Raw genomic sequence first — 25987 nt, 5'->3', positions numbered from 1 at the left:
CGCGGCAGGGTGCTGTGAAAACGGCCGACAGATTCGTCGGGTTGTGATGAACAGGGTGTTGGTGCCCGACAGCTTGATATCCTGAGCGCAACCCGGCACGCATCTGCCGCGCAGAAGGCTGCTAGAACCGATTGAACGTCGCGTGCCAGGTGTAGGGAAGATTCGGAAAGCGCAGTCGGGGTCGACGGAGTCGGCAAGGAATCTCGCGTTGAGGCGCGGAATTCAGCCGCGTTTGGCGCAGATCGTTTGGTTTTGAGTATCACACACACGCAATTGTCAGGCTGTCCGGGATCTGAACCGGCGGTTTCATGCGGTCAATTGGCAGAGCACCTTTCTGTTCAGGTAATTTCAGGGTCGCGTGATTTCTGACAGGTTTTCCTAGGGTTACCCTTGGCTTGCAATCGGCTTGCAGATCATCCCCGCGAAGCTGCGGCCCAGAAGCCCGTCTTGCATGCGAAAATTTGCAGATGACCGGGGCCGGAAAAACGCCATTTTTCCCTTATTTTTCGCATTTTTTGGGGAACTACGGGAAACCCCCAATTTCGCGCCGCGACAAACAGGGGTAAACATAACTTACCGTACTTACCACACAAACACACACGGTATTAACTTTCCCCGATGAGGGGCTGGCCACACCCCCTCGGCCGGCCCCTCTTAACTTTTTGGGGTCATGGCAGTCGGGATCAGTGGCCATGCGGATCGTTACGGGCGTCGAAGGGCGCGATGATCTTTGCGCCCGGCGTCAGCTTTTGATCAATTCGGCGACGAGGGCGGGCAAATCTTGTGATGCGCCATAGGCCACGGTGTGTGGAATTTCGGCGACCGGTGTTTTCCGGTATCCTTCTGTAAACAGCAAAAACGGGATCTTCGCACGCGCAGCCGTTTCCGCGTCAACTTCGCTGTCGCCGACGAACAGACGCGGGCCGGACGCCTGAAGCGCATCGAAGCTTGCGAACAGATGGTTGGGGTCCGGTTTTCGCGTCGAAAGGCTGTCGCCACCCAGAACCGCGTCGAAATACCGGGACAGGTTCAGTGCTTCCAGCACATGCCGCGCCGGTGTTTCGGGTTTGTTGGTGCAGACGCCCAGAACGCATCCCATTTGCTGCAATTTGGCCAATGCCTCTGGGATGCCGGGGTAGGGAACAGTCGTTTCGCTGGCCGCGGAATTGTAGTGTTTGAGGGTCAGTTGGGTCAGTTCCGCGTGGCGATCCAGCGGCAGCTCGCAATGCCGGATCATGCGTTCGACCAGCTTGGGTAAACCGTTGCCAACGAATCCTTTGATGATATCCGTCGCCAATGGATCATGCCCAACGTCGTTCAGCGTGCGGTTGGCCGCCGCCGCCAGATCGCCCAGGCTGTCCACCAGCGTTCCGTCAAGATCGAATACAACTGCTGCGGTCATGTTTGCTTGCCCTTCATCGCCCGACCCAAGACCTAACCCGCCCTGTACCGGGGGGCAATCGCCTGTTTCAAAACGATGCTTGACAATCCTTACTAAAATAATCAGATTAAGCGACAGGAACAGAAAGCCAGCCCTTTCGGGGTCAGCCAAATCAATTGAAACGCGATAGATATGGCACCATGCCGAAACGCTCTGGAGATGTCCCGATGAACGTACAGAACCCGACCCCAACCCAAGGTTACGCTGTCTCGATGCTTCCCGCGCACAAGGCCGAGGATCTGACCAAGGGCGGCAACCTGGCCCATATAGAACTTGGCGATCAACTCTATACCCTGCGCATCACCCGTGCAGGCAAACTGATCCTGACGAAATGAGCGCGCCTTTAAAGCGCGGCGGCGCAGCGGTTGGCCGCCTTGCCGATCTCGATCCCATCGAAGCGGGTGCCGTGATGTACCTGCGGATGTGGAGCGAAGGCGAGGGCGGTCGTGCCGACGCTGCCAGCGATTTCCAAGTCGCGCTGGGCGCGGATTGCGGGCGTGCGGCAATGCTGACTTTGGATCGCTTGTGCTCGCTATGCGCCGCCCATGGCCGTCGCCCCCTGATCCGGCATGGTCTTGGATGTGCATGCCTTGGCGCGGATGAGAATTGCTTTGCACAGATGATCGCGGCAGCGTCCGAAGGGGCGCGTGAAGATGCGATGATGCTGGCGTCTTTGATCGTACGTCCGGATTTTGCCCCCGCGCTGGCATCCCTGTCGGAAGAACTGGGGCTGACTCTCAGACGTATGACCGCAGGTTTCAAAATGCCGACCACCGGCCACCAGACCCCCTCGGCCGTGCTCCACTGACCCTGTGTGTGAAACGGTTGAACCCCGGCGATGCGCCGGGGTTTTTTCGTTCAGCAGCACCCGCATCCGGCATGGTGATGGTCATGATCGCAAACAGGGGCAGGGGTAAAGTCGCCCACCTCGGACAACACATCCCGCAGCGCCCACAGGATCATGTCAACATCCTCGGCCTCGATGGTCAGGGGCGGGCGGATTTTCAGGGTGTTGTCCCTGGGCCCTTCGCTGCCGATCAGGATGCGGTGATCGCGCATCCGGTTTTTGACATAGCTGCAAATCTCGGTGCCTTCGCTTCCATCGGGGTTGATCAGTTCCACGCCGAGAAACAGCCCCATACCCCGCACGTCGCCAACGCAACCAAAGTCGGCTTCGATCTGGCGCAGCCCCGCCATCAGACGATCCCCCATCCGGCGGGCATTGTCCTGCAACCCTTCGTCATCGACGATATCCAGAACCTCTTTGCCGATCCGGCAGGACAGGGTTGAACCGCCAAAGGTCGAAAAGAACTCGATCCCGTTGTTGAAGCTGTCCGCGATCTCTTTGGTTGTCACCAACACGCCCAGCGGGTGCCCGTTTCCGATTGGCTTGCCCATCACCACGATATCCGGAACCGCGCCCTGGTGTTCGAAGCCAAAGTAATACTCACCCAGCCGTCCCAGACCTGTCTGCACCTCATCGGCGATGCAAACACCCCCCGCAGCACGTATTTTTTCGTAAACCGCAGGCAGATAGCCTTTGGGTGGAATGATCTGGCCGCCGACCGACGGGAAGGTTTCCGCGATGAACCCGGCCACGCCCTGTCCCCGATCCCGGAGGGCGGCAATCGCCGGATCGACAAGATCAGCAAATTTCTGTGCCCGGTCCGCATCGTCACGCCTGAATGACCCGCGATAGTCATCGGCAACCTCGACCAGTTCAACCCAGTCGGCTTTCCCGATGCCGCCCGGTTTGTTGAATTTGTAGGCCGAGATCGCCACCGCAGCGTTCGTGTTCCCGTGATAGCCGTGATCCGGCGTCACGATCCCCTTTGCGCCGGTATGGGCGCGGGCCAGCCGCAGGGCCAGTTCGTTTGCCTCGGTTCCCGAATTGACGAAAAAGCAGACCTGTAGGTGATCCGGCATCTTCGACAGGATCTTGTCGGCAAATTCCACCTGTGCCGGATGCAGATAGCGGGTGTTCGAGTTCATCCGCTTCAACTGGTCCGCAGCCACGGCCTGAATGCGTGGATGCGCGTGCCCCACATGCGGCACGTTGTTGTAGGCGTCCAGATAGGGGCGTCCCCATTCGTCGAACAGGTGATGCTTCCAGCCGCGCACCAGCATCACCGGATCGTCATAGGTCAGGGACAGGTTGCCCCCGAAATGCGCCCGCCGTTTGTGCAGGATGTCCGCTTTGTCAGTGGGGTGATAGAACACCTTGTCATCCGGCAGGTTCAGCAACGCCGCCGGGTTCGGGCAGACCGCGTGCCACAGCTCCAGTTCGTCCGGGTCTCCGACACCGGGCCAGTCCGCTTCCATGCCATCGGTGGTCAGGGCCAGCTGGAAATGCACATGCGGGGCCCATCCGCCATTCTGGCCGGCATCGCCCAACCGCGCAAACGCGGCCCCCTGTGCCACCGGGTCGCCCGGTTTCAGCCGGTCACAGCATTCCGGATCCAGATGGCCATAGAGCGTATAGAACGGGTCGCCTTCAGGCGTTTCGTGATGCAGGATGATCACCCCGCCGTAATCAAGGTGCTGGTCGCGGTTTTCGACCACTTCGACCCGGCCGCTTATCGGTGCATGCAGAACCGTCCTGGCAGGCGCAAACACATCCACGGCCAGATGAACCGTCCGCCGGTCCGAGGCTTTCCACGGACCCTTGCGAAACCCCGGCTCGGCATAGATCAGGCGGGGCTCGTTATAGTAACCCAGCCACAGGTCCTGCCCGTATTCCTCGCCAACGCGCGCGGCCTCGGCCAAAGGCATGTGGAATGGGTCTTGCGGCCAGACGCAGTTTTCGACCGAAAGCGAGCCCATGGGCACACCGCCCAGGTCCTGGCCGAACATGTCGGCAAAATGTCCCCGGTGTTCCTGAAGATAGGCGTGGATGCGTTCAGCCCCATCAACCACGGGCAAGCCGCAAGCCGCCCGCAACCGCGCCGACATCAGCCCGCCATTGACGGATGTGTTCTCAAGGAACCGCCAAGCGGGCGCCTGAGAGATCGTCACATAGGGATCATCCGGATTCTCGGCCGCCATCAGGGTCGAGTTGACGACCGACACGGCCAGCCGCATCCTCAGCAACGGCCAGATCAGGTCAACCTCATCCGCCCGCAGCCGATTGGCCGCGTGATAGCCCTTTACCAACGCAGCCAGTGCCCGTTCCGGTTTGGGGTGATCCAGCACGACATACGCGCCGGCAATCGCCAGATCGCAGATGCGCGGCGCGGCGCACATGTCGCCCAGATCGATCAGGCCCGAGATCCGCCGCCGCTCGCTCAGTTCCCCTTCGACCAGAATGTTGTAGTCATTGGCGTCATTGTGGATGGCCTGTTTCGGAAGATCCGCAAGGACATCCGCGATTGCAGCGAACCCCTCACAGATTTCCGTCAGCAGCGCCCGCCGCGCGGGGTCATAGATCGCGTTTAACTTGTCAGCAATCCAGCCCGCCTGCATCAGGTCCCATTTGAAACCGGTCCGGTGCAACCCTTCATGCTCAAACCCTTCCAGGGCCCGGTCGGTTGCCCCCAATACGCGGCCCAGTTTCAGGATCAGCTCTTCGGATTTTGGGGCGGCCTTCGCGTAACATTGGCCCGGCAGGCACTCCAACAGCCAAACCAGCCTGCGCTGTCCTTCAGAATCGGCAATCTCGGGCAGCATTGCGCCGGTCAGATCAGGGAATACCTTGGGAAACGGCAACCCCGGTGCCTCAGAAGCGATATGCGCCAGCGCCTTGCTTTGCAGATCAACCAGATCCGCTTCGCATCCGGCCCGCATGACCTTCAGCACATAATCCTGACCATTGGTGGCGTGCACCAGAAAGTTCAGATCATATTCACCATCCAACCGCGTCAAACGGGCGTCCAACCCCCAGAGCTGCCGCAGCGCGGCCGTCCAAAAAGCACTCAAATCGTCCATTCCCGTCTCCGCTCCGATCGCGCCGGAGCCCTCTTCATCTGGCCAAAATATCCTCGGGGGGAATCGCGCCTTGGCGCGATGGGGGGCAGACAGCCCCCCGCGTTACCCCATGGCCCGCAGGCGCTTGATCAACGACGAGGTGTCCCAGCGGCCACCACCCAGTTTCTGCACATCCTTGTAAAACTGATCGACCAGAGCGGTGACGGGCAGGGACGCACCGGTTTCATTGGCGGTATCCAGACAGATACCCAGATCCTTGCGCATCCAGTCGACGGCAAAGCCATGTTCGAAGTGATCATCCAGCATGGTCTCATACCGGTTTGCCATCTGCCAGCTGCCCGCCGCGCCCTGGCTGATCACCTCGACCACGGCCCTTCCGTCCAGCCCGGCCTTTTCGGCGAAGTGCAATGCTTCGCTCAGGCCCTGAACCAACCCTGCGATGGCGATCTGGTTGCACATCTTGGTCATCTGGCCCGCGCCGCTGTCCCCGATGCGGCGGCAGATCTTCGCATAGACCTGCATCACCGGTTCAGCCGCATCATACGCCGCCTGATCTCCGCCGCACATGATTGACAGAACACCGTTTTCGGCGCCTGCCTGGCCGCCCGAGATCGGCGCGTCCACGAAGGCGATACCCTGTGATTGGCCGGCAGCGTACAATTCCCGTGTGACCTTTGCAGAAACCGTGGTGTGGTCGACGAAAACAGCCCCGTTGGACATGCCGCGAAATGCGCCGTCCTCGCCCGTGCAAACCATGCGCAGATCGTCGTCATTGCCGACGCAGGCCATCACAAATTCGGCGCCTTCAGCCGCGTCTTTCGGGGTGGCCGCCATCGATCCGCCATGCTGCTTTACCCAGGCTTCGGCCTTGGCAGCTGTGCGGTTGTAGACGGTGACGTCATGACCTGCGGCGTGAAGATGCCCAGCCATGGGATAGCCCATGACGCCCAAGCCAAGGAACGCGACTTTTGCCATTTTGAGATCCTCTCCGCTGTTCGGTCGGCTTCAGCGGTGCGTGCCTGGCCGAAATGTTTGGCGAAGACAAAGCAAAGCTGCGCCCAAAGGGCAACCCCAAGTCAGCCCTTCCCGCCCAGATCCTGCAGGATCGGGCAATCCGGCCTGTCATCCCCGGCGCAGGCGTCGATCAGGTGGCTCAGCGTCTCGCGCATCGCGTTCAGGTCGGCGATCTTGGCTTCGATCTGCGCCAGATGATCCCGCGCGACCTGTTTCACATCTGCACTGGCGCGGGTTTCATCCTCGTAAAGCGCCAGCAATGTCCGGCAATCCCCGATGGTGAATCCCAGAGCCCGGGCCCGGCCCAGAAAGTTCAGCTTGTGCACATCCTGATCGCGAAATCGGCGATAGCCGTTGTCGTCGCGCAGCGGTTTGATCAGGTCGATGTCTTCATAGTACCGGATCGTCTTTGCAGGCAGGCCGGTGCGGGCGGACACATCTCCGATATTCATGCGTGCACCTCCTTGGCGGGCGGGATCGGGGTTTCCGGCACGCTGGCTTGAACGCGACGCAGACGCAGCGCGTTCGAGACGACAAATACGCTCGAAAGCGCCATTGCGCCCGCCGCCAGTGCCGGAGACAACAGATGGCCTCCGAACGGGTACAGCGCACCAGCGGCGACCGGGATCAGCAGGACATTGTAACCGAATGCCCATCCCAGGTTCTGGCGTATGTTCCGCATCGTTCTGCGGCTGATCTCGGTTGCATTTGCAACCCCGCGCAGATCGCCGGACATCAGAACGACATCAGCCGTTTCGATGGCCACATCGGTGCCCGTCCCGATGGCGATGCCGATGTCAGCCGTTGCCAGCGCCGGGGCGTCATTTATGCCGTCGCCGACGAAAGCCAGCGTACCGAACTGGTCCCGCAAGGCGGTGATCGCATCCACCTTGCCGTCGGGCAGCACTTCGGCGGTGACGTGATCAATCCCCAGCCGATCAGCCAAGGCCTGCGCGGTGCGCGCGTTGTCTCCGGTGACCATGGCCACGGTCAGACCCATTTGGTGGAGCCGCTCCAGCGCCTCTTCTGTGCCGGGTTTGACCGGGTCGGACACAGACAACGTGGCTGCGGCCTGCCCATCCAATGCGACGAACAATGGTGTAGCCCCTTCGGCGGCGCGGGCCTCTGCCTCGCTTGCCAGGGGGCCAAGGTCGATCCCGCGTTGTTGCATAAGCCGGTGCGACCCGATCAACACGTTTCGGCCTTCAACCAGCCCCTGCATGCCAAGCCCGGTAAGCGACAGGACGTCCGTCGCCTGTGGCAGCGCCGCAGGCCCGGCCCGGGTGATCGCCGAAGCTATCGGGTGCTCCGACCGCGCCTCGAGGGCGGCGGCCAGCCGCACGACCTCATCCCTGTCAAACCCGTTCGCCGTCAGAACATTGTCCAGTTCTGGACGGCCCAGTGTCAGGGTCCCGGTCTTGTCCAGCGCGATGACGCGTGCCTGCTGAAGCTGCTGCAAGGCGTCACCTTTGCGGAACAGAACCCCCAGTTCGGCCGCGCGCCCGGTGCCGACCATGATCGAAGTCGGAGTGGCCAGACCCATGGCGCAGGGGCAGGCTATGATCAGCACGGAAACCCCGGCGACAAGCGCCAGCGGCAGGGCGGGGCTTGGGCCGAAGATCAGCCAGGCCGCGACGGCGATCACGGCGACCAGGATGACCGCCGGGACAAAGCGATATGTGATCCGATCGACCAGGCCCTGGATCGGCAGCTTGGCCCCCTGCGCCTGCAGCACCATGCGAACGACCTGAGCCAGCACCGTGTCGCCTCCCACGCGCGTCGCCCGAACCCGCAAGGCGCCGGTGCCATTTACGGTTCCTCCGACAACAGCCGCGCCGGCTGATTTTCCAACGGGTATCGGCTCGCCCGTGATCATGCTTTCATCGACGTAAGAGGTGCCCTCGAGCACTTCGGCATCCACCGGCACACGTTCGCCCGGGCGGATGTGCAGGATGTCGCCCACCGCAATCTCGGCGATAGGGCGGTCTTCTATCCGGCCATCGATTTCGACCCGCGCGCTTTTGGGCTGAAGGCCCGCCAGTTTACGAATCGCGGCCCCGGTTTTGCCCTTGGCGCGCGCCTCCATCAGCCGGCCCAGAAGGATCAGAACGACAATCACAGCCGCCGCCTCGTAATAGACGTTGGCAGTTCCGACCGGTAACGCGCCGGGGGCAAATGTGGCTACGACCGAATACAGATAGGCCGCACCGGTTCCCAGCGCGACCAGCGCGTTCATATCCGGCGTGCCCCTCAGCAACGACGGGATGCCCTTGCGATAGAACACACGACCGGGTCCCAGCAGCAGGGCCGTTGTCAGGGCGAACTGAATCAACTGGCTGGTCTGCGTGCCGATGGTGGCGTGTACCCAATGGTGGAAGGCGGGGATCATGTGCCCACCCATCTCAAGAATGAACACGGGCAGGGCAAGAGCGGCCGCCAGCAGCGTGGCCCGGGTCAGCCCTGCTGTTTCAGTGTCTGCGCGGTCTTCGGGTGTCGAAGCGGCTTGAAGCCGCGCCGGGTATCCGGTGTCGGTGACCACCTGTGCCAGCGCCTGTGGCGTCGTTGTCCCAACAGCGTAAGTCACCGCGGCAGTTTGTGTCGCCAGATTGACCTGCGCTTCGATCACACCGGGGCTGGCCTTCAGCGCGCGCTCGATCTTGGCCACGCATGAGGCGCAGTTCATACCTTCAATGATCAGATCAGCCCGGCTGGTCTCGGCCGGATACCCTGCCGCGTCCAATGCCTTGGTCAGCGCCGAAACCGGCCCGTCAAAAGCCACCTGTGCGGACTTGGTTGCAAAGTTGACCGAGGCCGTTTCCACCCCGGGCACATCACGCAGCGCCTCTTCAACGCGTCCCACGCAGGATGCGCATCCCATGCCCGTGATTTTCAGCTCTGTCAGTGCTTTTTGCGCCATGCGACTCGCCCATGAAGTTTCCTTACTCACCAGATGGGGGTTCCAGTGACAGGAAGGTCAAGGGCCTGGGGCAGTTTTTTAGTGCCCCGAGCCGCGCACGTTTCGTTCCATCATGCGCTGATAGAGGCGCGGTGACAGACGGTTGAGCCACCAGGACAGGCGCGCCACGCGGCCAACCGGGATCATGGGCTGCGATTTGTCCAACCCGCGCAGGATCGTTTCGGCGGCGGCCTCGGGGCTCATCTCGTCCATCCCGTCCTTCGCCGATCCGGGCCGCGCTGTGCCATCCGCCTGCTCTTGTGCGTTGCCGGGGTTGGTGGCCACAAAGGACGGCGCAGCGATCAGAACCTCAACGCCATGAGGGGCTTCTTCCGAGCGCAGCGATTTGAAGAACCCCTCCAGCGCGTGTTTCGAGGCAGCATAGGCCGTCCGATGGTAAAGCGGTGCAAACCCGGCCACCGATGAGATGGCCAGATGTGTCCCCTTTGACGCCCGAACCGGGTGCAAGAACACGCGGGCCATTTCAACGGCCGCAAAATAGTTGATGTCAAACAGAGTTCGGTGGCTGGCCGCGTCGGACTTTTCAAAGCCCCGGATTTGCGTGACACCGGCGTTGTAGATGACCAGATCGATACTGTCGCTGGTCGCGATCACCTTTTGGGTTGCTCTGGCAAGCTGGTCGGGATCCGTCAGGTCGCAGCCAACAGGCAACTGGTTCGGCCCGGTGTCCAGACCTGAAACATCGAGATCCAGCAGCACTACCCGCCACCCGCGACTTTGCAGAGCATGGCTGAGGGCCCGCCCCAAACCGCCCGCCCCGCCGGATATGACAGCCGTCTTCATAGCCCCGCCTGCTTTTGCCAGAGCGCGAATACCTGGGCGCTGGTTTTTTCCGGCGTGTAACCGAAGTCGGATTTCAGGGCGGTGTTGTCCAGAACCGGTCGATATTGCAGAAATCGCACCTGTTCCGGCCCATAGCGGGACAGACCCAGCGGACGTGCAGCGGCCAAAGCCGATTTCAGCGCCCAAGCGGGCAGGCGCAGAACCGGTTTCCCCATCGCACGCGCCAGATCGGTCACGCCCATCGCGCCGTCCCCGGCGACGTTGTAAACGCCATCCGGCCCGTCGGTTGCCGCGCGCTTCAGGATGCGTGCCAGATCATGCGTCCAAATGAACACAAACGGGCTTTCGCTGCCGACCACGGCCAGCAGGCGGGGTTTGTGAAACAGGGCGGTGATCTGGTTTTCGGACCCGGCCCCCAGAACCGTGCCCACGCGCAGCACGACCTGTTCCAGATCGGGGGCGGTTTTGCGAACGTCGGCCAGCATCTCTTCGACCTGCCTTTTGTGATCGGAATACGGGAACTCGGGGTTGCCGCGCAACGGATCACCCTCGCGCAGGGGCACGGGGTTGTCCGGGTGATAGCCGTAGGCCGCACCCGAGGATGTGACCACCAATCTTCGCACTCCGTTGGCAAGGGCCGCGTTCACCACCTTGCGGGTGCCCTCGACATCAACCGCATATGCTGCCGCGCGTTCCATTTTTGGCGGAGGCGTCACGATGGAGGCCAGATGCACAATGACTTCAGGCTTCACTTTGCAGATTACACGTGCGGGCGCGTCGGTCGTCACATCCATGGGCAGATAGTGGACGTTTTCCGGCATGCTGTCGGGGCGTTTGATATCCGTTGCAAAAACATCGTGCCCCTTAAGTTCGGGCAACAGTGCCTGCCCGACCATACCGGCGGCGCCCGTGATCAGGATACGGCTCATCGCGCGGCCTCGGTTCGGGCCATGACCGACGCCAGGGCAATCCCCGAGATCGCGTGCCAGATGCCCCAGAACGCGGCCACGACGGCCATGCCGCCCAGCCCGTGGAAAAAGGCAAAGATCAGCACCAGCCCAAGGCCGGAATTCTGAATGCCGGTTTCGATGGTGATGGCACGGCGATCGAAAGGGGACAGCCGGGTCAGAGTGGCCACAACCCAACCGCCCCCCAGCGCCAGGGCGTTGTGAAGGATCACAAGCCCGGCAACAGCCCCGGCAAAGCTGAGGAAGAACCCCCAGTTCGCGCCCAGGGCAAGTAAGATGAAAGCCGCAAAAATACCCATCGACAGGTATTGCAGCGGCGCACGCAACCGTGCGGTCAGGGCCGGGCGGCACTGGTTCAGAGCAATGCCCAGGACCAGAGGCAGGATCAGCATCAACCCGACAAGGATTGTGATTTGCACCGGGTCAATCTGGGTCTGTTGCAGGATCGCGCGTGTCGGCGGATACAACCCGCCCCAAAGCGCAATGTTGAAGGGCGTCATGAAAATCGCGCCAATGGTGGCAAAGGCGGTCATCGACACCGACAGCGCCGCATTGCCACCGGCGCGGTGCGTAATGAAGTTCGAGATATTGCCCCCCGGACAGGCTGCGACAAGGATCAGCCCAAGCGCAATTGACGGTCGCGGGGCCGTCACCCACACAAGCGCAAAAGTCAGCGCCGGCAGGACCAGGAATTGGGATACCAGCCCGACGATCACTGGCTTCGGCGCACGCCTGAGGCGATCAAAATCCCTTGGTGTCAGATCGATGGCAATCGAGAACATCACGATCGCCAGTATCGCATTCAACAGCGTCAGAGAGGCCGGGCTGAAATTCAGCGTAATTTCGTCGATACCACTCATACCGTGGCTTTCCGCAGCCGTTCGATCCACCCGGTGACAGCCTTTCTGTAGGTGGCCTTGTCGACGTAGTAAGCCATTCGCGGCAGATCGATATAGCTCATGCCTCCGGTGGCGCGCTTATAGTCTTTTTGTTTTGCAGCCTTCAGATCGGCCGCCACCGGGCAGCCCTTTTGAAGACCTTTGATATAGCGCGCCACCATTTCGGCCTGCTCGTGCCTGCCCTGCCAGCCCAGACCCGTGGCCTCGACCATGCCCAGCACAAAAAGATCGTCCCGTTCGGGGTGCATCGCGTTCAGGTACAGATGTGGGGCATCACCCTGCCAGTTCAGCAGGCCCCGGTCGATGAACGGATAGTGCAGCTTGTATCCGGTCGCGGCGAGAATCATGTCATATTCTTCGCGCGTGCCGTCCTTGAAATGCACGGTTTTGCCTTCCAGGCGGTCGATATCGGGGCGAATGCGCAGGTCGCCATGGCCCGCGTGATACAGGACCAGCGAATTGACCACCGGGTGGCTTTCGTACAGCTGGTAATCGGGCTTGGGAAAGCCGTATTTCTGCGGATCACCGACAAACCAACTGAGGATGAGGCTGTCCAGCTTGCGCTTCAACCACATCGGCAGGCGGATCTTGCCGCCCATCGTGTCGGCCGGTTTGCCGAAAACGTATTTCGGCACGAAGTAATAGCCGCGCCGCATGGACAGATCGCAGCGTTCTGCGTGATGGATTGCGTCAACCGCAATGTCACAGCCGGAATTGCCCGCGCCCACGACCAACACGCGCTTGCCGTCGAACTGACTGGGGTACCGATATTGCGAGGCGTGGATCAACTCGCCGTCAAACGTGCCAGGAAAGCTGGGCATATTCGGTTCCGACAAGGTGCCGTTTGCAATCAGTACCCCTGCGAATTCAGCCTGATGCTCACCTTCGGCGTCCCGCCAGCCAACACGCCAACCGTCACCGGATTTGCCCAGCGGAGTGATCCGGGTGACTTCTGCATTGAACCAGTAGCTTTCACGCAGGCCGAAACGATCGGCAAAGGACCGGAAATAGTCGCGCATCGCCCGATGCGAGGGGTACTCGGCCACAGCCTCATCCATCGGGAAATCCTCGAATTCGGTCATGCGCTTTGAAGAGATCAGATGCGCCGATTCATACATGGTTGATCTGGGGGCATCGATATCCCACAGACCGCCCACATCCGAATGCAATTCGAAGCCCTGAAAGGCGATGCCCTGTTCCTTGAGCACCTTGGCTGCCGCCAAACCCATCGGCCCCGCCCCGATCAAGGCGAATGCGTTGCGCGTCTGTGTCATGAACCCTCCCGAAGTTCGTGATGCTTAACTTGAACGAACGACCAAAATAAGGCAAGATAATATTCATGAGTCCAAAAAACATAGAAAAACCAAGGCAAAGAGCACCGTCCAAGCGATCGCTTGAAACCAAGGCGCGGATCATGGATGCGGCTGAAACCGTCTTTGCCGAACGGGGATTCGAGGGTGCGTCGATCCGGGATATCGCGGCCTTGGCGGGGGTTCAGATTGGTCTTGTGCACCATCATGGTGGTGGCAAGGAGGAGTTGTTTTACAAAACCGTGGCGCGGCGCGCGGACGCGCTGGCGCAGCTTCGGATCGACGCGTTGAACACGGCCAAGGCCGTCGCTCCGCTGACGCTTCACAGCATTCTGGACAGCTTTATCCGACCCTATGTGGACCTGGCAGAAACGGGTGGGCCCGGATGGATGGCATATGGGCGGTTGGTGGCCCACGTATCGGTTGACCCCAGGTGGCGCGATATCGCAGCGGAATGTTTCGACCCTACCGCCCAGCTGTTCATCACCGAGATCGCCACGCTTTACCCGGATGTCGATCCTGCGGTTTTGGCAAGTGGCCAGGTTTATTCGGTCTCGGCGATGCTGGCCCATCTCAACAGCGGATGGCGGGTCAAAGCCCTGTCGCAGGGCGGTGACGTATCAGGCATGGAACGTCTGGTGGACTTTTGCGCCGCCGGTATCGAAGCAATGGTACGATCCGACCGTTGATGAACCATCACGCGGCGCCCACTTGTGTGTTCAATCGTTGAGCTGGCGCCTTGTATCCTAAGTATCTGTTTCCAAAAGTTGGACAATTGGCGCAGGCTAGATGATTGTGTCCTTTTTGACGCTCTTTGGGGCGTCATTCGCCTTGATTAAGGTGAAAACGTGGCGTCAATGTGGCGCGTGAGCTAGGAATATGATCCTGTTGTGCTACTCTTTCCCAGAGTGGTTTGTAACGAGTATTCATACGTAAGGTGGGCACATGACATTCATACGAAACATAGCTGCGATCGCTGTTGCAGGTGTGATGACCGCAAGCGGTGCGTCGGCGCTGACCATTTCCAGCATCTCGCCCTCTTGGCAAAACGTAAATCCAAGTTCCGGCGTTACTGAAAGCACCTCTGGTTCTACGATTTCTCTTCGCTGGGGAAGTGGCAGCAGCTCGAGTGGTTACGATTTCACGCCAACTGGCACGCCAATTTCAGGTCTGATGCCTGGAACTGCTTTTGCTCTGGGTCAGTTCTCGCATCTGAATTTCCCGATCACGGGAACAACACTGAGCTCCGTCGACCTTCTTGTTGACATATTGATCAGCGGTGGCCCTTTGGTGTCTTCGTCGTTTGCCCTGACGCATAACGAGACATTGAATCGTCCAACGAACTGCCCGGCGGATTCGACCCCTTGTGATGACATCGTGACCATTACCAACAATTTGGGCTCTCAGAGCTTTAATTTTCGTGGACAGAATTATGTGTTCTCGGTCCTCGGGTTCTCTCAGGACGGCGGCAGCACCATTTCGAACGGCTTCAGCACAACGGAAAACATGCAAAACGTCGCAACGCTGTATGGGGAATACACGGTAGCCCCCGTGCCGCTGCCCGCAGCTGGCTGGCTGCTTCTTGGCGGCATCAGCGGTCTGTTTGTGATGGGGCGGCGGAAAAAGCGCAGCACGGCCTGATCTGGCTTATTAATGCTCTCATCATTCTTGGTGGTGAGAGCAGACCTGGAACCGGGCCGCTCTTAGGCCAGGTTCTTCAGTCTTTCAGCCTATGCGCCCCGTGGGCCCGAGTTGATGGCATTGGCTTGAAACGACAAGCGCGCTTGCCGGGTTCCTGCCGCAGTGACGCTCGGTCATCATTCTTGCTGCAAATGTTCGAACAAAATCTTGCTGAATACCGATGGCGGCGATGTTCGTACCGCACTGGGTGAAGCGAAAAAACCGAACATGATGATCAGAATGATCAGGGCAGTACCGGCAAGGCAAGCCGCCGAGAGGTGAAAGACCGAGCGAACCATTGCGACACTCCCTTTTCTTGAAATCCGGAAATTCTGTGAGGGCTGAAACGTCAACCTGACTTTGCCAATTGCTGTTTCAGCCTTTGGTTTTCCGCCTGCAACTCTGCCAACTGCTGCCCCAGCCTGTTCAGATGAGGGCGCAACTCTGCTTCGGTGAAGCGCGGCGTGATGTGGCTTGGGCAGTTCCAGTCCAATGCCTCGACGCGGATGATCACGGCCCGTTCGGCCGGTCCCTCGGCCTCTTCCGGGTAAAGGGTGGCGGCCGCTGTTTCGCCTTCCGTGAACTCTACGCGCCCAAGGATCTTGAGACGGCGTCGGTTGGCGTAATCCATCAGGATCATTGCAATACGATCGTTGCCGTCCAGATTCCCGCGCGAGATATACTGTTTGTTGCCCGAAAAATCCGCATATCCGATGGTCTGGGGCCCCAGCACTTTCAGAAACCCTGTCGGCCCGCCCCGATACTGCACATAGGGCCAGCCGGTCTCGGACACGGTGGATTGATAGAACCCGTCCCGTGCCTGAATGAACTCTTTCTCGGGGCCTCCGATCAGATGGCCTTGCTGGGGACCACCTTCAATGAACTTGGTATAGGTTCTGGCCGATCCCATCCTCTCCTGATGGGCGCGGACAGCGGGAGTGAACGTCAGTTCGGCAAAAGCGCGGGGCATGAATGTCCTTTCAAAGACCCAGTTCGGTCAATCCGGGGTGGTTTTCAGGGCGTTCGCCCAGGGGCCAATGGAACAGCCGGTCGCCTTCGGCAATGGGAAGATCGTTGAGCGAGGCATGGCGATGTGACATGCGCCCGTCATCGGCGAATTGCCAATTCTCATTCCCATAGGATCTGAACCACTGACCGCTGTCGTCGCGCCATTCATAGGCATAGCGCACGGCGATGCGATTTCCGGCAAAGGCCCACAGTTCCTTGATCAGGCGGTACTCCAGCTCTTTCCGCCATTTGCGGGTCAGAAAGGCGTGGATGTCGGTATGGCCGGACAGGAATTCAGCCCGATTCCGCCATTGACTGTCGTCGGTGTAGGCAGGCGTCACGCGGTCGGCGTCACGACTGTTCCAGGCATTTTCCGCCATGCGCACTTTTTGAGTGGCGGTTTCGGCGGTGAACGGGGGCAGAGGGGGTCTGGACATTTTGCAAAGGCTTTCAGGTGAGTGAGGCGGCAAGAATAGCCATGGTCAGAAGGAAGGGGACGTACTGAGGTGGAAAAATGCTGGCGCGACGTTTCATCGGTCAAATCCCATGGTGTACAGATCGGTTAACTTACGAATAAGGTGTACTGATCTGTAAGCCTTTGCAAGTAGAAATTTCACGATGAGACTGGGCGTCTGGCAAAACCATTCCAAAACAATGCTTTGGCCTGGGGTCATTGTACTTCACGCTCCATGGTAATATGTACAGAACGGTACACCATGGAGCCGAATCATGCGCCCAAACAAACGGGATGAGTTGGTCAGCAAGGCCCTGAAGGTCTTTTACCGCGACGGGTTTCACGCAACCGGCATGGACAAGCTGGTTGTGGAAACGGGCGTGTCCAAGACGTCGATGTACAAGCATTTCCGCACCAAGGAAGACCTGATTGTCGCCGCGCTGCGCCTGCGGGATGAGAACTTTCGCAACTGGTTCTTTCAACGCATCGACGAGATGGCGGAAACACCGGCCGAGCAGATCCTCGTCAGCTTCGATGCCCTGAAAGAGTGGTTCGAAGAGGACGGGTTCCGGGGCTGCATGTTCATCAAGGCCGGGGCCGAGTATCAGGACAAGGATCACCCGATCCATGTGCAGGCCGCCGAACACAAACAGCTTTTGCTGGAACACTTCACGGCCATAGCCCGGCAGGCCGGCGCGCATGATCCTCGGAAGCTCGCGAGTCAGATCGTGTTGTTGCAGGAAGGAGCCATCGTTTCCGCCGTCCTGCTCAAGAACTGCGATCCGGCGGAAGACGCCAAGGATGCGGCCAAGCACCTTTTGGCCAAAGCACTGGCTTAACCCCGCCAGCCAAAAGGTGTTCTCTGACATCGCAGGCCGAGACGTTGCGTTGTTCCTCAAAGGGACGCGGCGTCACAAGGATTGGCGTGAACCGAACACGGCGCTAGCCTTTTCGGAAAGACCGATTGGAGGGCGTTCAATGTCACTTTTCACTTCGACTGCGGCATGGGTCACTGATGAACACCGCATGTTCGCGGATATGGCGGGTCGGTTCATGGATGACGAACTGTCGCCCAATATCGAAACCTGGGTTGAAAACGGCGTTGTGGATCGCGATTTCTGGCGAAAGGCCGGCGAAACCGGGCTGATGGCGGGTGCGATCCCTGAAGAATATGGCGGCGTCGGCGGCGGCATGGGCTTTGACGCCATCACGGCCTACGAACAGGGCGCGCGGGGTGATGCGGGTTGGGGCTATGGCATTCAGTCGATCGTGACCCACTATCTCACCGCTTATGGCAGCGAAGATCAGAAGAAGAAGTGGTTGCCCAAACTGGCGTCGGGTGAATTGGTCGGCGCGCTGGCAATGACCGAACCCAGTACCGGTTCGGACGTACAGGCGGTGCGGACGACGGCCGAGAAGGACGGCAACTCCTACCGGTTGAACGGGTCCAAAATCTTCATCACGAACGGACAGACTGCGGATCTGATCATCGTGGCCGCCAAGACCGACAAGACCGCTGGTGCACGCGGCGTTTCGTTGATCGTGGTGGAAACTGACGGGTGTGAAGGTTTTCGCCGGGGGCGGAATCTTAAGAAACTGGGCATGAAAGGCAATGACACTGCCGAGCTGTTTTTCGAAGATGTCAAAGTGCCGATGACAAACCTGTTGGGCCCCGAGGAAGGGCAGGGTTTCTATCAGCTGATGAAACAGCTGCCGTGGGAACGGCTGAATATCGCGATCATGGCGCTGGGCGCGATCGATTTCGCCATCGCCGAAACAGTGAAATACGTGCAGGAACGCAAAGCCTTCGGGCAGCGGGTGATGGATTTTCAGAATACCCGGTTCAAACTGGCGGAATGCAAGACCAAGGCCGAGGTTCTGCGCAGTTTCATCAATGATTGTATCGGGAAACTGGAAGCAGGCGAACTGGACGCGGCAACTGCTTCGATGGCCAAATACTGGGGATCCGAGGTGCAAAACGAGATCATGCATGAATGCCTGCAACTGTTCGGCGGCTACGGGTTCATGATGGAATACCCGATTGCGCGTCTTTACGCGGATGCCAGGGTGCAGATGATCTATGGCGGCACCAACGAGGTCATGAAAGAGCTGATCGCGCGATCGCTCGACGTCTGAGCCCACCACGCGGGCTCTCCCGCCCGTCGTCTTCATTCCTGACGGAATGACTCCTCCGGTTGGGCCCGGCAGGCTTGGGCAAAGCCCTTGCCTGCCGTGCCTGTTTCGTTGTCGCAGCACGGGTCAAAAGGCGGCTTGCAAAGGGGGGGTATCGGTATGATGATCCGCCGACAAGACTCAGAGGTCCGACGTGAACGATCCCGAACAATCCCTTTGGCAGACCACTTGCGCCGAGACAGTCACCGCACCGCCCCTGACCGCTGACGCAGCGGTTGATCTGGCTGTCATCGGAGGTGGCTACACCGGCTGTTCAGCGGCTTTGACCGCAGCCCGCGCCGGCGCGTCGGTCTGCCTGCTCGAGGCGCAGGAGATCGGGTTTGGCGGTTCGGGGCGCAATGTCGGTCTGGTCAATGCGGGGCTGTGGCTGCCGCCGGACGACATCCGTGCGCATATCGGTACTGAACCGGGGAACCGTTTGATCGACTTGCTGGCCAAGGCGCCGTCGGATGTGTTTGCCTTGATCGATGAATATGACATAGCGTGTGAGCCCGTGCGCAACGGAACCCTGCATTGCGCTCATTCCGCGTCGGGTTTGAAGGACCTGCAAACGCGTCATGCGCAGTTGAGCGAAGCCGGAGCACCGGTTGAGTTGTTGTCGGCGGACCAGGCCGGTGAACGCACCGGTAGCCAGGCCTTTCACGGTGCCTTGTTCGATCCACGGGCGGGAACCATCCAGCCTTTGGCCTATGCGGTGGGTTTGGTGCGCGCGGCGTCACAGGCCGGGGCACGGGTATATACCCACAGCCCCGTGCAGACCATGGCATATGAGGCTGGGCACTGGGTTCTGATGACACCGGGCGGGACGGTTCGGGCAAGATCGGTCATTCAGGCGACGAATGCCTATCATCTTGCGCTGCCGGAGACCGCGCCTGCCTATGTGCCGGTCTACTATTTCCAGTACGCCACGGCCCCGCTGACCGAAAATTTGCGCGCCAGTATCCTGCCAAGGAAAGAAGGGTGCTGGGATACCGGGCTGATCATGACGTCATTCCGGCTGGATCAGGCCGGGCGGATGATCATTGGCGGCATGGGAGATCTGGGACATGCCGGTCGGGTTGCACATTCCGGTTGGGTCCGGCGCAAGCTGGCCGAGCTCTATCCGCAATTGGCCGACCAGCCGTTCGAACACGGGTGGCACGGGCGGATCGCAATGACATCGGATCATATTCCAAAGATCACGCAGATCGGCCCCAACGCTTTGGCCGCACATGGGTATTCCGGTCGCGGCATCGGCCCGGGCACGGTGTTCGGCCGCATGACGGCCGAGAGCCTTTTGGCGGATGATCCCTCGCTTCTACCGGTTCCTGCCGTGTCCGAACACCGCGAAAACTGGACGCGCGTGCGCCGCGCCTTTTTTGAATCCGGCGCGGCGCTGACGCATCTGATAAGGGCGCGGGTCTGAGTTCAGACAGACCGGGTTATACCGCCGTCCACCCGGATATTCTGTCCGGTGATGTAACCGCCGCCTTCCGAGGCAAGCAGAGCGACGACCGAGGCGATCTCGTCATAGCTGCGCCCATAGCGCCCCATTGGAATGCGGCTGCGAAATTCTTCCTTCTCGGGCAGGCTGTCAATGAAGCCCGGAAGGACGTTGTTCATGCGGATATTCTCGGCGGCATACTTGTCCGCGTACAGCTTGGTGAAGGCGGCCAGCCCGGCCCGGAACACGCCCGAGGTCGGGAAAACCGGATCCGGCTCGAACGCGGCAAAGGTCGAGATGTTGATGATCGAGCCTCCCCCCTGCGCCTGCATGATCGGGGTCACAAGCCGTGTGGGGCGCACCGCGTTCAGGAAATAGACATCCATGCCGGTGTGCCAATCCTCATCCGTCAGTTCAAGGATCGGAGCGCGGGGGCCGTGACCGGCGGAATTGACCAGAACGTCAACGCGCCCCCAATGGGCCATGGCGGCATCGACAAGTTTCTGCAAATCCTCGGTGGACTGGTTCGAGCCGGTAATGCCGACGCCGCCCAGCTCCTTTGCCAAAGCTTCCCCTTTGCCCGAGGAGGACAGAATGCCGACCTTGAACCCGTCCGCCGCCAGCCTCCGGGCGGAATCCGCCCCCATGCCGCTGCCGCCCGCCGTGATAAGTGCTACTTTTTCCATTTGACATCTCCGTTTTCAATTGATCCCAAGATGGCCGTCGGACAGTGGTTTGACCAATCAGTTCTGCTGCCTCTATTCTGTAGAAAATCTACAGGATAACAGCATGACCGCCCTTCCACCCCTAAACGCCTTGCGCGCTTTCGAGGCTTCTGGCCGTCACTTGAACTTTCGACTGGCCGCCGAGGAACTCGGCGTTACACAAGGTGCCGTCGCGCAGCAGGTGCGCGGGCTTGAAGCACGATTGGACGAGGTTCTGTTCGATCGCCTGCCGCGTGGGTTGCGACTGACCGAATCCGGGCGGCGGTTTCACGCGCCGCTGCGGCGTGCTTTCAGATTGATCGAAGAGGCCGTCGAAGACCTGTCTCCGGACCGGCGGATCACATTGTCGGTCACGCCCAGCTTTGCCTCGAAATGGTTGGTGCCGCGTTTGTCGGGCTTCACGGACCTGTATCCGGACATCTCGGTTCAGGTGGATGCGCGCGAGCGTCTGGCGGATTTCAGTTCGGATGGCGTCGATCTGGCTGTCAGGCAGGGTCGAGCGCCGTTTGCGGCTGAACTGGAAGCGGTGCCTTTGTTCTCGACCGAATTCATCCCGGTATGCAGCCCTGCCATGGCGAGGGAAGTCAGCACCCCTTCTGACTTGATGAAGCAGGTATTGCTGAACGATACCCACGGATTGTGGCCCTTGTTCCTTGAACGGGTGGGCGTAAGTGGAAAGCCCAGAATGATGAGCTTCAGCCAGACCAGCCTTGCGATCGATGCCGCAGTTTCGGGGCAGGGGATAGCACTGGCCAATGCGCCTCTTGTCGTGCCCGAGGTGGCCTCGGGCCGTCTTGTTCAGCCGCTCGCGGATGTCCTGGTTGCAGATCTGGGGTTTTACGTGGTTGCGCCCCGCAAGCCGCGCCAGCCGCAACTGGTCAGGATCATGCGCGACTGGCTGTTGTCTCAGGTCTGAAGAGACGCGGCGATCGCCTCGATCCGGGCCCGCAACCAGCGATGTGCCGGGTCATTGGCCGACCTCTGGTGCCAGACCATGTAGATCGACACCGACGCGCATTCGAACGGCAGTGGCGCGCAATCCAGCATGGCCAGCGGGCCCTGTTTCATCAGCGCCGTGTCGGTCGAGATCAGGTCGCTGCCCAGTATGAAGGCCGGGATGGCGTTGAAATGAGGCAGGGTCACCACCGCTGGCCTGATCTGGCTTTGATCGACGCCACGCATGACGGCGCGGGCATTGCGGCCATCGGCAAAGCGAACCTCGACATGATCGCAGTTGCAATAGGCGTCCCAACTGTCCGGGGGCGTGCGCTGTGTGGCGTCATAGAACAGCATCAGCGGGCTGGTCATCAGGCGTTTTTGAAAGATATCCGGCCCGTCCGGCGGCAACGGGGTCAGCATCAACTGGCATCTGTCACTGCGCAGCAGCTCGGGGTCGGGCACGCCTGAAGGAATGAATTCCAGCCGCAGACCTGCGTCTTCGGCACGTGTTTCTCGAAGCAGCTGCGGAAAGATCAACTCGCGCGGCATGTCATTGGTGGCGATGCGGATCCTGATCTGTTCGGACTGCGGGTCGAACGGCCGCCCTTCGGTCAGCGCCCGCATTCCGTCCAGCACCTTTTGCGCGGGCTCCTTCAGGGACAAGGCGCGCTCGGTCGGGGTCAGGCCCTGACCGGAACGGACAAACAACGGGTCGCCCAGCACCAGCCGGAGCTTGGCCAGCGTGTGGCTGATGGCCGATTGCGTGACGCCCAGCCGATCCGCAGCTTTCGAAACCGAGCTTTCCTCGAGAATGGTCAGAAAGGTGCGCAGAACCCTGCCGTCGAGATCGGTGAAATCGATTTTCTTCATACCACTTATGATTATGCATGAATGGTTTCGCTGTCCATGACGGGGTAGGGGATGGATGGCAACAGGAGGCGCATAATGGGAATCCGCTTTTTCTCGGACAAGAACCGGCCCGTTCACATGGGGCGATACCCGTTGGAGCGTTTGGCCCGACAAGATACCATGCCGGATTTGTCGCGCGTGCCCGCCATGGGCGAACTGAGTTTCCACCGGCCGGAACGGCCCGACAGCATCGTCAACGCCATGGGCGAGTTTCAGGCGATGCTGGACGCGATCCGCGACGGGTTGGTGAACCCGATTGCATCCGAGATCCCCTCAGATCCGCAGGAGCGCGCAAACCATCTGAAGGCATTTGGGTATTTCAACGACGCATCGATGATGGGCTGTGGGCCGTTGCCGTCGGATGCACTGCTGGACGAACCACGCCGCAACCCCGATATCGACCGGCTTGCCCACGCGCTGCGCACGCGCCAGACCAAAACGCTGGCCTCTGGGATCGATCTCATCATGGCCGATCTGAAAGACAGTATGGAGGCCGCGCCCAAGCCGATTAACGACCACCGTCACGCCATCGTCTTTCTTTACGAACATAACCGCGACCCTGACCCTTCCGAACCCGGTGCGGACTGGATCATCGACGCGCGGGATCATCGTTCCTGCCTGCTGGCAACCGAGAATGCCGTGGTCATCGCCAACTATATCCGACTGCTGGGTTTTGACGCCCGCGCGCACAGCATGATGTCGTCCGAAGTTGATCTGGGCAAGCTGGCCGTGGCCGCCGGTCTGGCCTCGGTCGAGGGCGACCAGCTGGTTGCGCCTTGGCTGGGCACCCGGTTTTGCCTTGCAGCCGTGACGACAGAGATGCCCATCGCGCATGACCGGCCGCTGAGGCCCATGGCGCAACAGTCGTGGTTTCGAACCCAAGGTCCGGCATGGTGGCTGGGCACGGAATTTGCCAAGAACGCCCTCAACCGTGACCCATATGCCAAACGACGCTATGTGGACGGGGCCCATCCCTTCGAAAAGCTCAAACGGGTCGAGGCTCCGACAACCTATATCGACGAAGAGAATGTTGCCCGCGTTCCCAAGCGCGCCGACATGTTCGCCCGCGCCCAGTTCGGCGACATGGGCAAGTCATTGCAGGACGCCGCGAAAGGCGGGTACTACGTGCGCAAGGCTGCGCCCAGCTTTGCCCAGCGTCGCGCGTTGGGTGCATTCGTTCTGTTGCAGGATGGTGAAAGCGCCGAGGTCGCCGGATCCACCGATGCCGAGCGCAATGCGGCGAACATCAAGGCGGCGACCTATTTCCTGGGGGTCGATGCGGTGGGCCTCAGCCGCTGCCCGGAATGGGCGTGGTATTCTCATGACGCCACGGGCGAAGAAATCGTGCCGCCGCATGATCAGGCCATCAGCATGATCATCGATCAGGGCTATGAAACGATGGAAGGTGCCAGCGGTGACGACTGGATCAGCGTCGCCCAATCCATGCGCGCCTATCTGCGCTTTTCGCTGCTGGGCGGCGTGATAGCACAGCAGATCCGCAACCTGGGCTACAAGGCCAAGGCGCATACGGTGATGGATGGCGAGGTGCTGCAACCGCCGCTGTTGCTGCTCTCGGGGTTGGGTGAGGTCAGCCGGATCGGAGAAGTTATCCTGAACCCCTATCTGGGCCCGCGCCTGAAATCAGGCGTGGTGACGACCGACATGCCGATGACGCATGACAAACCCATCGATTTCGGCCTGCAAACCTTTTGCGAGTCCTGCAACAAATGCGCCCGCGAATGCCCCTCGGGCGCGATCACCGCCGGACCGAAGCTGATGTTCAACGGTTACGAAATCTGGAAATCCGACAGCCAGAAATGCGCCACGTACCGTGTGACGACCCCGGGCGGCGCGATGTGCGGGCGCTGCATGAAGACCTGCCCGTGGAACCTCGAAGGTCTCTTCGCTGAACGCCCCTTCCGCTGGGCTGCGATGAACATCCCCGCCGCCGCGCCCGCGCTGGCCAGGCTGGACGATGCGGTCGGCAATGGCGGGCTGAACGACATCAAGAAATGGTGGTGGGATATCGAGTTGCAGCCCGACGGCGCCTATCGCCCCACGACGCACCCGTTGAACCGGCGCGATCTGCAAAAGGATCTGGACCTGAAATACGAGGATCAGACCCTGGCCGTCTATCCCGCTTATCTGGCTCCGCACCCCTGGCCCTATCCCTTTGCAATGGACCGAGAAGCCGGGATTGCAGCCTATGAGGCCATGGTGACGGCCGACGAGTACAAGGCCCGCAAGGCAAGCGGGGACATGTCGATCATCCATCGCTATCAGATCGCCGGTGATGCGCCTGTGATGCGGGTCGCCGTGACCAAGGTTGAAAAGATGACGGCGGATGTCACGAAATACGAATTTGCATCGCTGGACGGTGCGCCCCTGCCGGGATGGACAGCGGGCGCACATCTGGACGTCCTGGTCGCGCCGGAATTTCTGCGGCAATATTCCATGTCGGGCGACCCGTCGGATCGTACGACCTATCAGATCGGCGTGCTGCGCGAGGATGACGGGCGTGGCGGGTCAGCGCTGTTGCATCGCATCTTTACCGAGGGCCGAAAGGTTTTCGTGTCCAAACCGATCAACCACTTTGAATTGGATGAAACGGCAACCAGAACATTCCTCATGGGTGGCGGCATCGGAATCACCCCGATGATCGCATTTGCCCATCGCCTGCATGCGCTGGGCCGCAAGTTCGAATTGCACTATTCGGCCAGCACACGGGGCGGGGCGGGGTATCTGGATGACCTGGCCGCCATGCCCTGGGCGGATCGCGTTCATTACCATTTCTCGGATGAAGGCACCCGCGCTGATCTGAATGTGATTCTGTCCGGCTACCGGGATGGATGGCATGTCTATACCTGCGGGCCGGATCGTTACATGGACGGCGTGATTCAGGCGGCCGAGCAGCAGGGCTTTCCCAAAGAGGCACGTCATCTGGAATACTTCTCGGTTCCTGAAACGCCTGAATATGAAAACCACGCGTTTGAGCTCAAGCTTGCGCGTTCGGACCGGACACTGCCCGTGCCCGCAGACAAGGACGCGGCGCAAGTTCTGAACGAAGCCGGTTTTCATGTGGATGTGAAATGCGCAGACGGCATCTGCGGCGTCTGTAAATGCGGTGTCATTTCGGGCGAGGTCGAGCATCGGGATTTCGTTTTGTCCCGCAAACAGCGCGAAGGCGCCATGATCCTGTGCCAAAGCCGCGCGGCGGAACCTGATGGGGTGATCGAGATCGATCTCTGAACCCTGTCCAAAAGCGACATTTGGAAGTTGAATTTTGGTCGCTCGGCCCATGGACGCCGGACGAGGGGTGAATTAACGTCGCCGCGAACCC

The 25987-nt window shown here is 60.3% G+C and carries 21 protein-coding genes and 1 pseudogene; 9 read left to right on the top strand and 13 right to left on the bottom strand.

The window, feature by feature from the left end; translation table 11 throughout:
• Positions 1–742: 742 nt before the first annotated feature.
• Positions 743–1402, bottom strand: a complete 660-nt coding sequence (gph, locus tag GOW31_RS06665) for a phosphoglycolate phosphatase (RefSeq protein ID WP_171168853.1) — start codon at positions 1400–1402, stop codon at positions 743–745.
• 206 nt (positions 1403–1608) lie between these two features.
• Here gph and hemP point away from each other — a divergent pair, with 206 nt between their 5' ends.
• Positions 1609–1776, top strand: a complete 168-nt coding sequence (gene hemP, locus GOW31_RS06660) for a hemin uptake protein HemP (RefSeq protein ID WP_083445319.1) — start codon at positions 1609–1611, stop codon at positions 1774–1776.
• On the top strand, positions 1773–2249 hold the full coding sequence (locus tag GOW31_RS06655; RefSeq protein ID WP_171118670.1) for a hypothetical protein: 477 nt from the start codon (positions 1773–1775) through the stop codon (positions 2247–2249). Before hemP ends, GOW31_RS06655 begins: the two co-directional genes overlap by 4 nt.
• A 50-nt stretch (positions 2250–2299) precedes the next feature.
• Here GOW31_RS06655 and GOW31_RS06650 read toward each other — a convergent pair whose 3' ends face one another.
• From GOW31_RS06650 to GOW31_RS06615, 8 genes and pseudogenes are all read right to left on the bottom strand, one after another.
• Positions 2300–5365, bottom strand: a complete 3066-nt coding sequence (locus tag GOW31_RS06650) for an aminotransferase class III-fold pyridoxal phosphate-dependent enzyme (RefSeq protein ID WP_171168851.1) — start codon at positions 5363–5365, stop codon at positions 2300–2302.
• A 102-nt stretch (positions 5366–5467) separates the two neighbouring features.
• A pseudogene (locus GOW31_RS06645) lies at positions 5468–6346 on the bottom strand (NAD(P)-dependent oxidoreductase); the annotation flags it as partial.
• Between the two features lie 95 nt (positions 6347–6441).
• Positions 6442–6831, bottom strand: a complete 390-nt coding sequence (gene cueR / locus GOW31_RS06640; protein ID WP_171118663.1) for a Cu(I)-responsive transcriptional regulator — start codon at positions 6829–6831, stop codon at positions 6442–6444.
• On the bottom strand, positions 6828–9296 hold the full coding sequence (locus tag GOW31_RS06635; RefSeq protein ID WP_171168848.1) for a heavy metal translocating P-type ATPase: 2469 nt from the start codon (positions 9294–9296) through the stop codon (positions 6828–6830). The genes cueR and GOW31_RS06635 overlap by 4 nt, the downstream gene beginning before the upstream one ends.
• Before the next feature lie 78 nt (positions 9297–9374).
• Entirely contained in the window at positions 9375–10139 is a 765-nt protein-coding gene (locus tag GOW31_RS06630) for an SDR family oxidoreductase (protein WP_171168846.1), read from the bottom strand.
• Positions 10136–11068, bottom strand: a complete 933-nt coding sequence (locus tag GOW31_RS06625; RefSeq protein WP_171168845.1) for an SDR family oxidoreductase — start codon at positions 11066–11068, stop codon at positions 10136–10138. The genes GOW31_RS06630 and GOW31_RS06625 overlap by 4 nt, the downstream gene beginning before the upstream one ends.
• Positions 11065–11967: a bile acid:sodium symporter family protein gene (locus GOW31_RS06620; RefSeq protein ID WP_171168843.1), complete on the bottom strand. Its 903-nt coding sequence runs from the start codon at positions 11965–11967 to the stop codon at positions 11065–11067. Before GOW31_RS06620 ends, GOW31_RS06625 begins: the two co-directional genes overlap by 4 nt.
• Positions 11964–13280, bottom strand: a complete 1317-nt coding sequence (locus tag GOW31_RS06615) for an NAD(P)/FAD-dependent oxidoreductase (protein WP_171168841.1) — start codon at positions 13278–13280, stop codon at positions 11964–11966. Before GOW31_RS06615 ends, GOW31_RS06620 begins: the two co-directional genes overlap by 4 nt.
• A 65-nt stretch (positions 13281–13345) precedes the next feature.
• On the opposite strand from GOW31_RS06615, the gene GOW31_RS06610 reads away from it, so the two are divergent.
• The gene (locus GOW31_RS06610; RefSeq protein WP_171168839.1) at positions 13346–14005 is read left to right on the top strand and encodes a TetR/AcrR family transcriptional regulator; all 660 of its coding nucleotides are present in this window, start codon (positions 13346–13348) and stop codon (positions 14003–14005) included.
• A gap of 256 nt (positions 14006–14261) precedes the next feature.
• Positions 14262–14957 (top strand): THxN family PEP-CTERM protein, encoded by a 696-nt coding sequence (locus GOW31_RS06605; RefSeq protein WP_171168837.1) that lies wholly within the window; start codon positions 14262–14264, stop codon positions 14955–14957.
• Positions 14958–15345: 388 nt separating this feature from the next.
• Here GOW31_RS06605 and GOW31_RS06600 read toward each other — a convergent pair whose 3' ends face one another.
• Both GOW31_RS06600 and GOW31_RS06595 read right to left on the bottom strand, forming a co-directional pair.
• A complete protein-coding gene (locus tag GOW31_RS06600) occupies positions 15346–15966 on the bottom strand; it encodes a pyridoxamine 5'-phosphate oxidase family protein (RefSeq protein WP_171168835.1) in 621 nt (206 codons plus the stop codon).
• Positions 15967–15976: 10 nt separating this feature from the next.
• A complete protein-coding gene (locus GOW31_RS06595) occupies positions 15977–16441 on the bottom strand; it encodes a nuclear transport factor 2 family protein (protein WP_170346132.1) in 465 nt (154 codons plus the stop codon).
• Between the two features lie 292 nt (positions 16442–16733).
• On the opposite strand from GOW31_RS06595, the gene GOW31_RS06590 reads away from it, so the two are divergent.
• The 3 genes from GOW31_RS06590 to GOW31_RS06580 all read left to right on the top strand — a co-directional run bounded on the left by GOW31_RS06590 (position 16734) and on the right by GOW31_RS06580 (position 20056).
• On the top strand, positions 16734–17297 hold the full coding sequence (locus tag GOW31_RS06590; protein WP_171168833.1) for a TetR/AcrR family transcriptional regulator: 564 nt from the start codon (positions 16734–16736) through the stop codon (positions 17295–17297).
• A 139-nt stretch (positions 17298–17436) separates the two neighbouring features.
• The gene (locus GOW31_RS06585; protein WP_171118646.1) at positions 17437–18594 is read left to right on the top strand and encodes an acyl-CoA dehydrogenase family protein; all 1158 of its coding nucleotides are present in this window, start codon (positions 17437–17439) and stop codon (positions 18592–18594) included.
• Between the two features lie 190 nt (positions 18595–18784).
• Positions 18785–20056, top strand: a complete 1272-nt coding sequence (locus tag GOW31_RS06580; RefSeq protein ID WP_171168831.1) for an FAD-binding oxidoreductase — start codon at positions 18785–18787, stop codon at positions 20054–20056.
• A 2-nt stretch (positions 20057–20058) separates the two neighbouring features.
• Here the strand turns inward: GOW31_RS06580 and GOW31_RS06575 are convergent, their stop codons facing one another.
• Positions 20059–20760, bottom strand: a complete 702-nt coding sequence (locus tag GOW31_RS06575; protein WP_171168829.1) for an SDR family oxidoreductase — start codon at positions 20758–20760, stop codon at positions 20059–20061.
• Positions 20761–20863: 103 nt separating this feature from the next.
• On the opposite strand from GOW31_RS06575, the gene GOW31_RS06570 reads away from it, so the two are divergent.
• On the top strand, positions 20864–21715 hold the full coding sequence (locus tag GOW31_RS06570) for a LysR substrate-binding domain-containing protein (RefSeq protein WP_171168827.1): 852 nt from the start codon (positions 20864–20866) through the stop codon (positions 21713–21715).
• Here GOW31_RS06570 and GOW31_RS06565 read toward each other — a convergent pair.
• Positions 21706–22608, bottom strand: a complete 903-nt coding sequence (locus tag GOW31_RS06565; protein WP_171168825.1) for a LysR family transcriptional regulator — start codon at positions 22606–22608, stop codon at positions 21706–21708. The genes GOW31_RS06570 and GOW31_RS06565 overlap by 10 nt on opposite strands.
• Before the next feature lie 75 nt (positions 22609–22683).
• On the opposite strand from GOW31_RS06565, the gene GOW31_RS06560 reads away from it, so the two are divergent.
• Positions 22684–25896, top strand: coding sequence for a reductive dehalogenase (locus GOW31_RS06560; RefSeq protein WP_171168823.1), 3213 nt, complete (start codon positions 22684–22686; stop codon positions 25894–25896).
• Positions 25897–25987 lie beyond the last annotated feature (91 nt).

This window comes from Ruegeria sp. HKCCA0370, from assembly GCF_013033705.1.
Classification (GTDB): domain Bacteria; phylum Pseudomonadota; class Alphaproteobacteria; order Rhodobacterales; family Rhodobacteraceae; genus Ruegeria.
The sequence above is the reverse complement of the archived record's forward strand: the minus strand, read 5'-3'. Positions and strand labels throughout refer to the sequence as shown.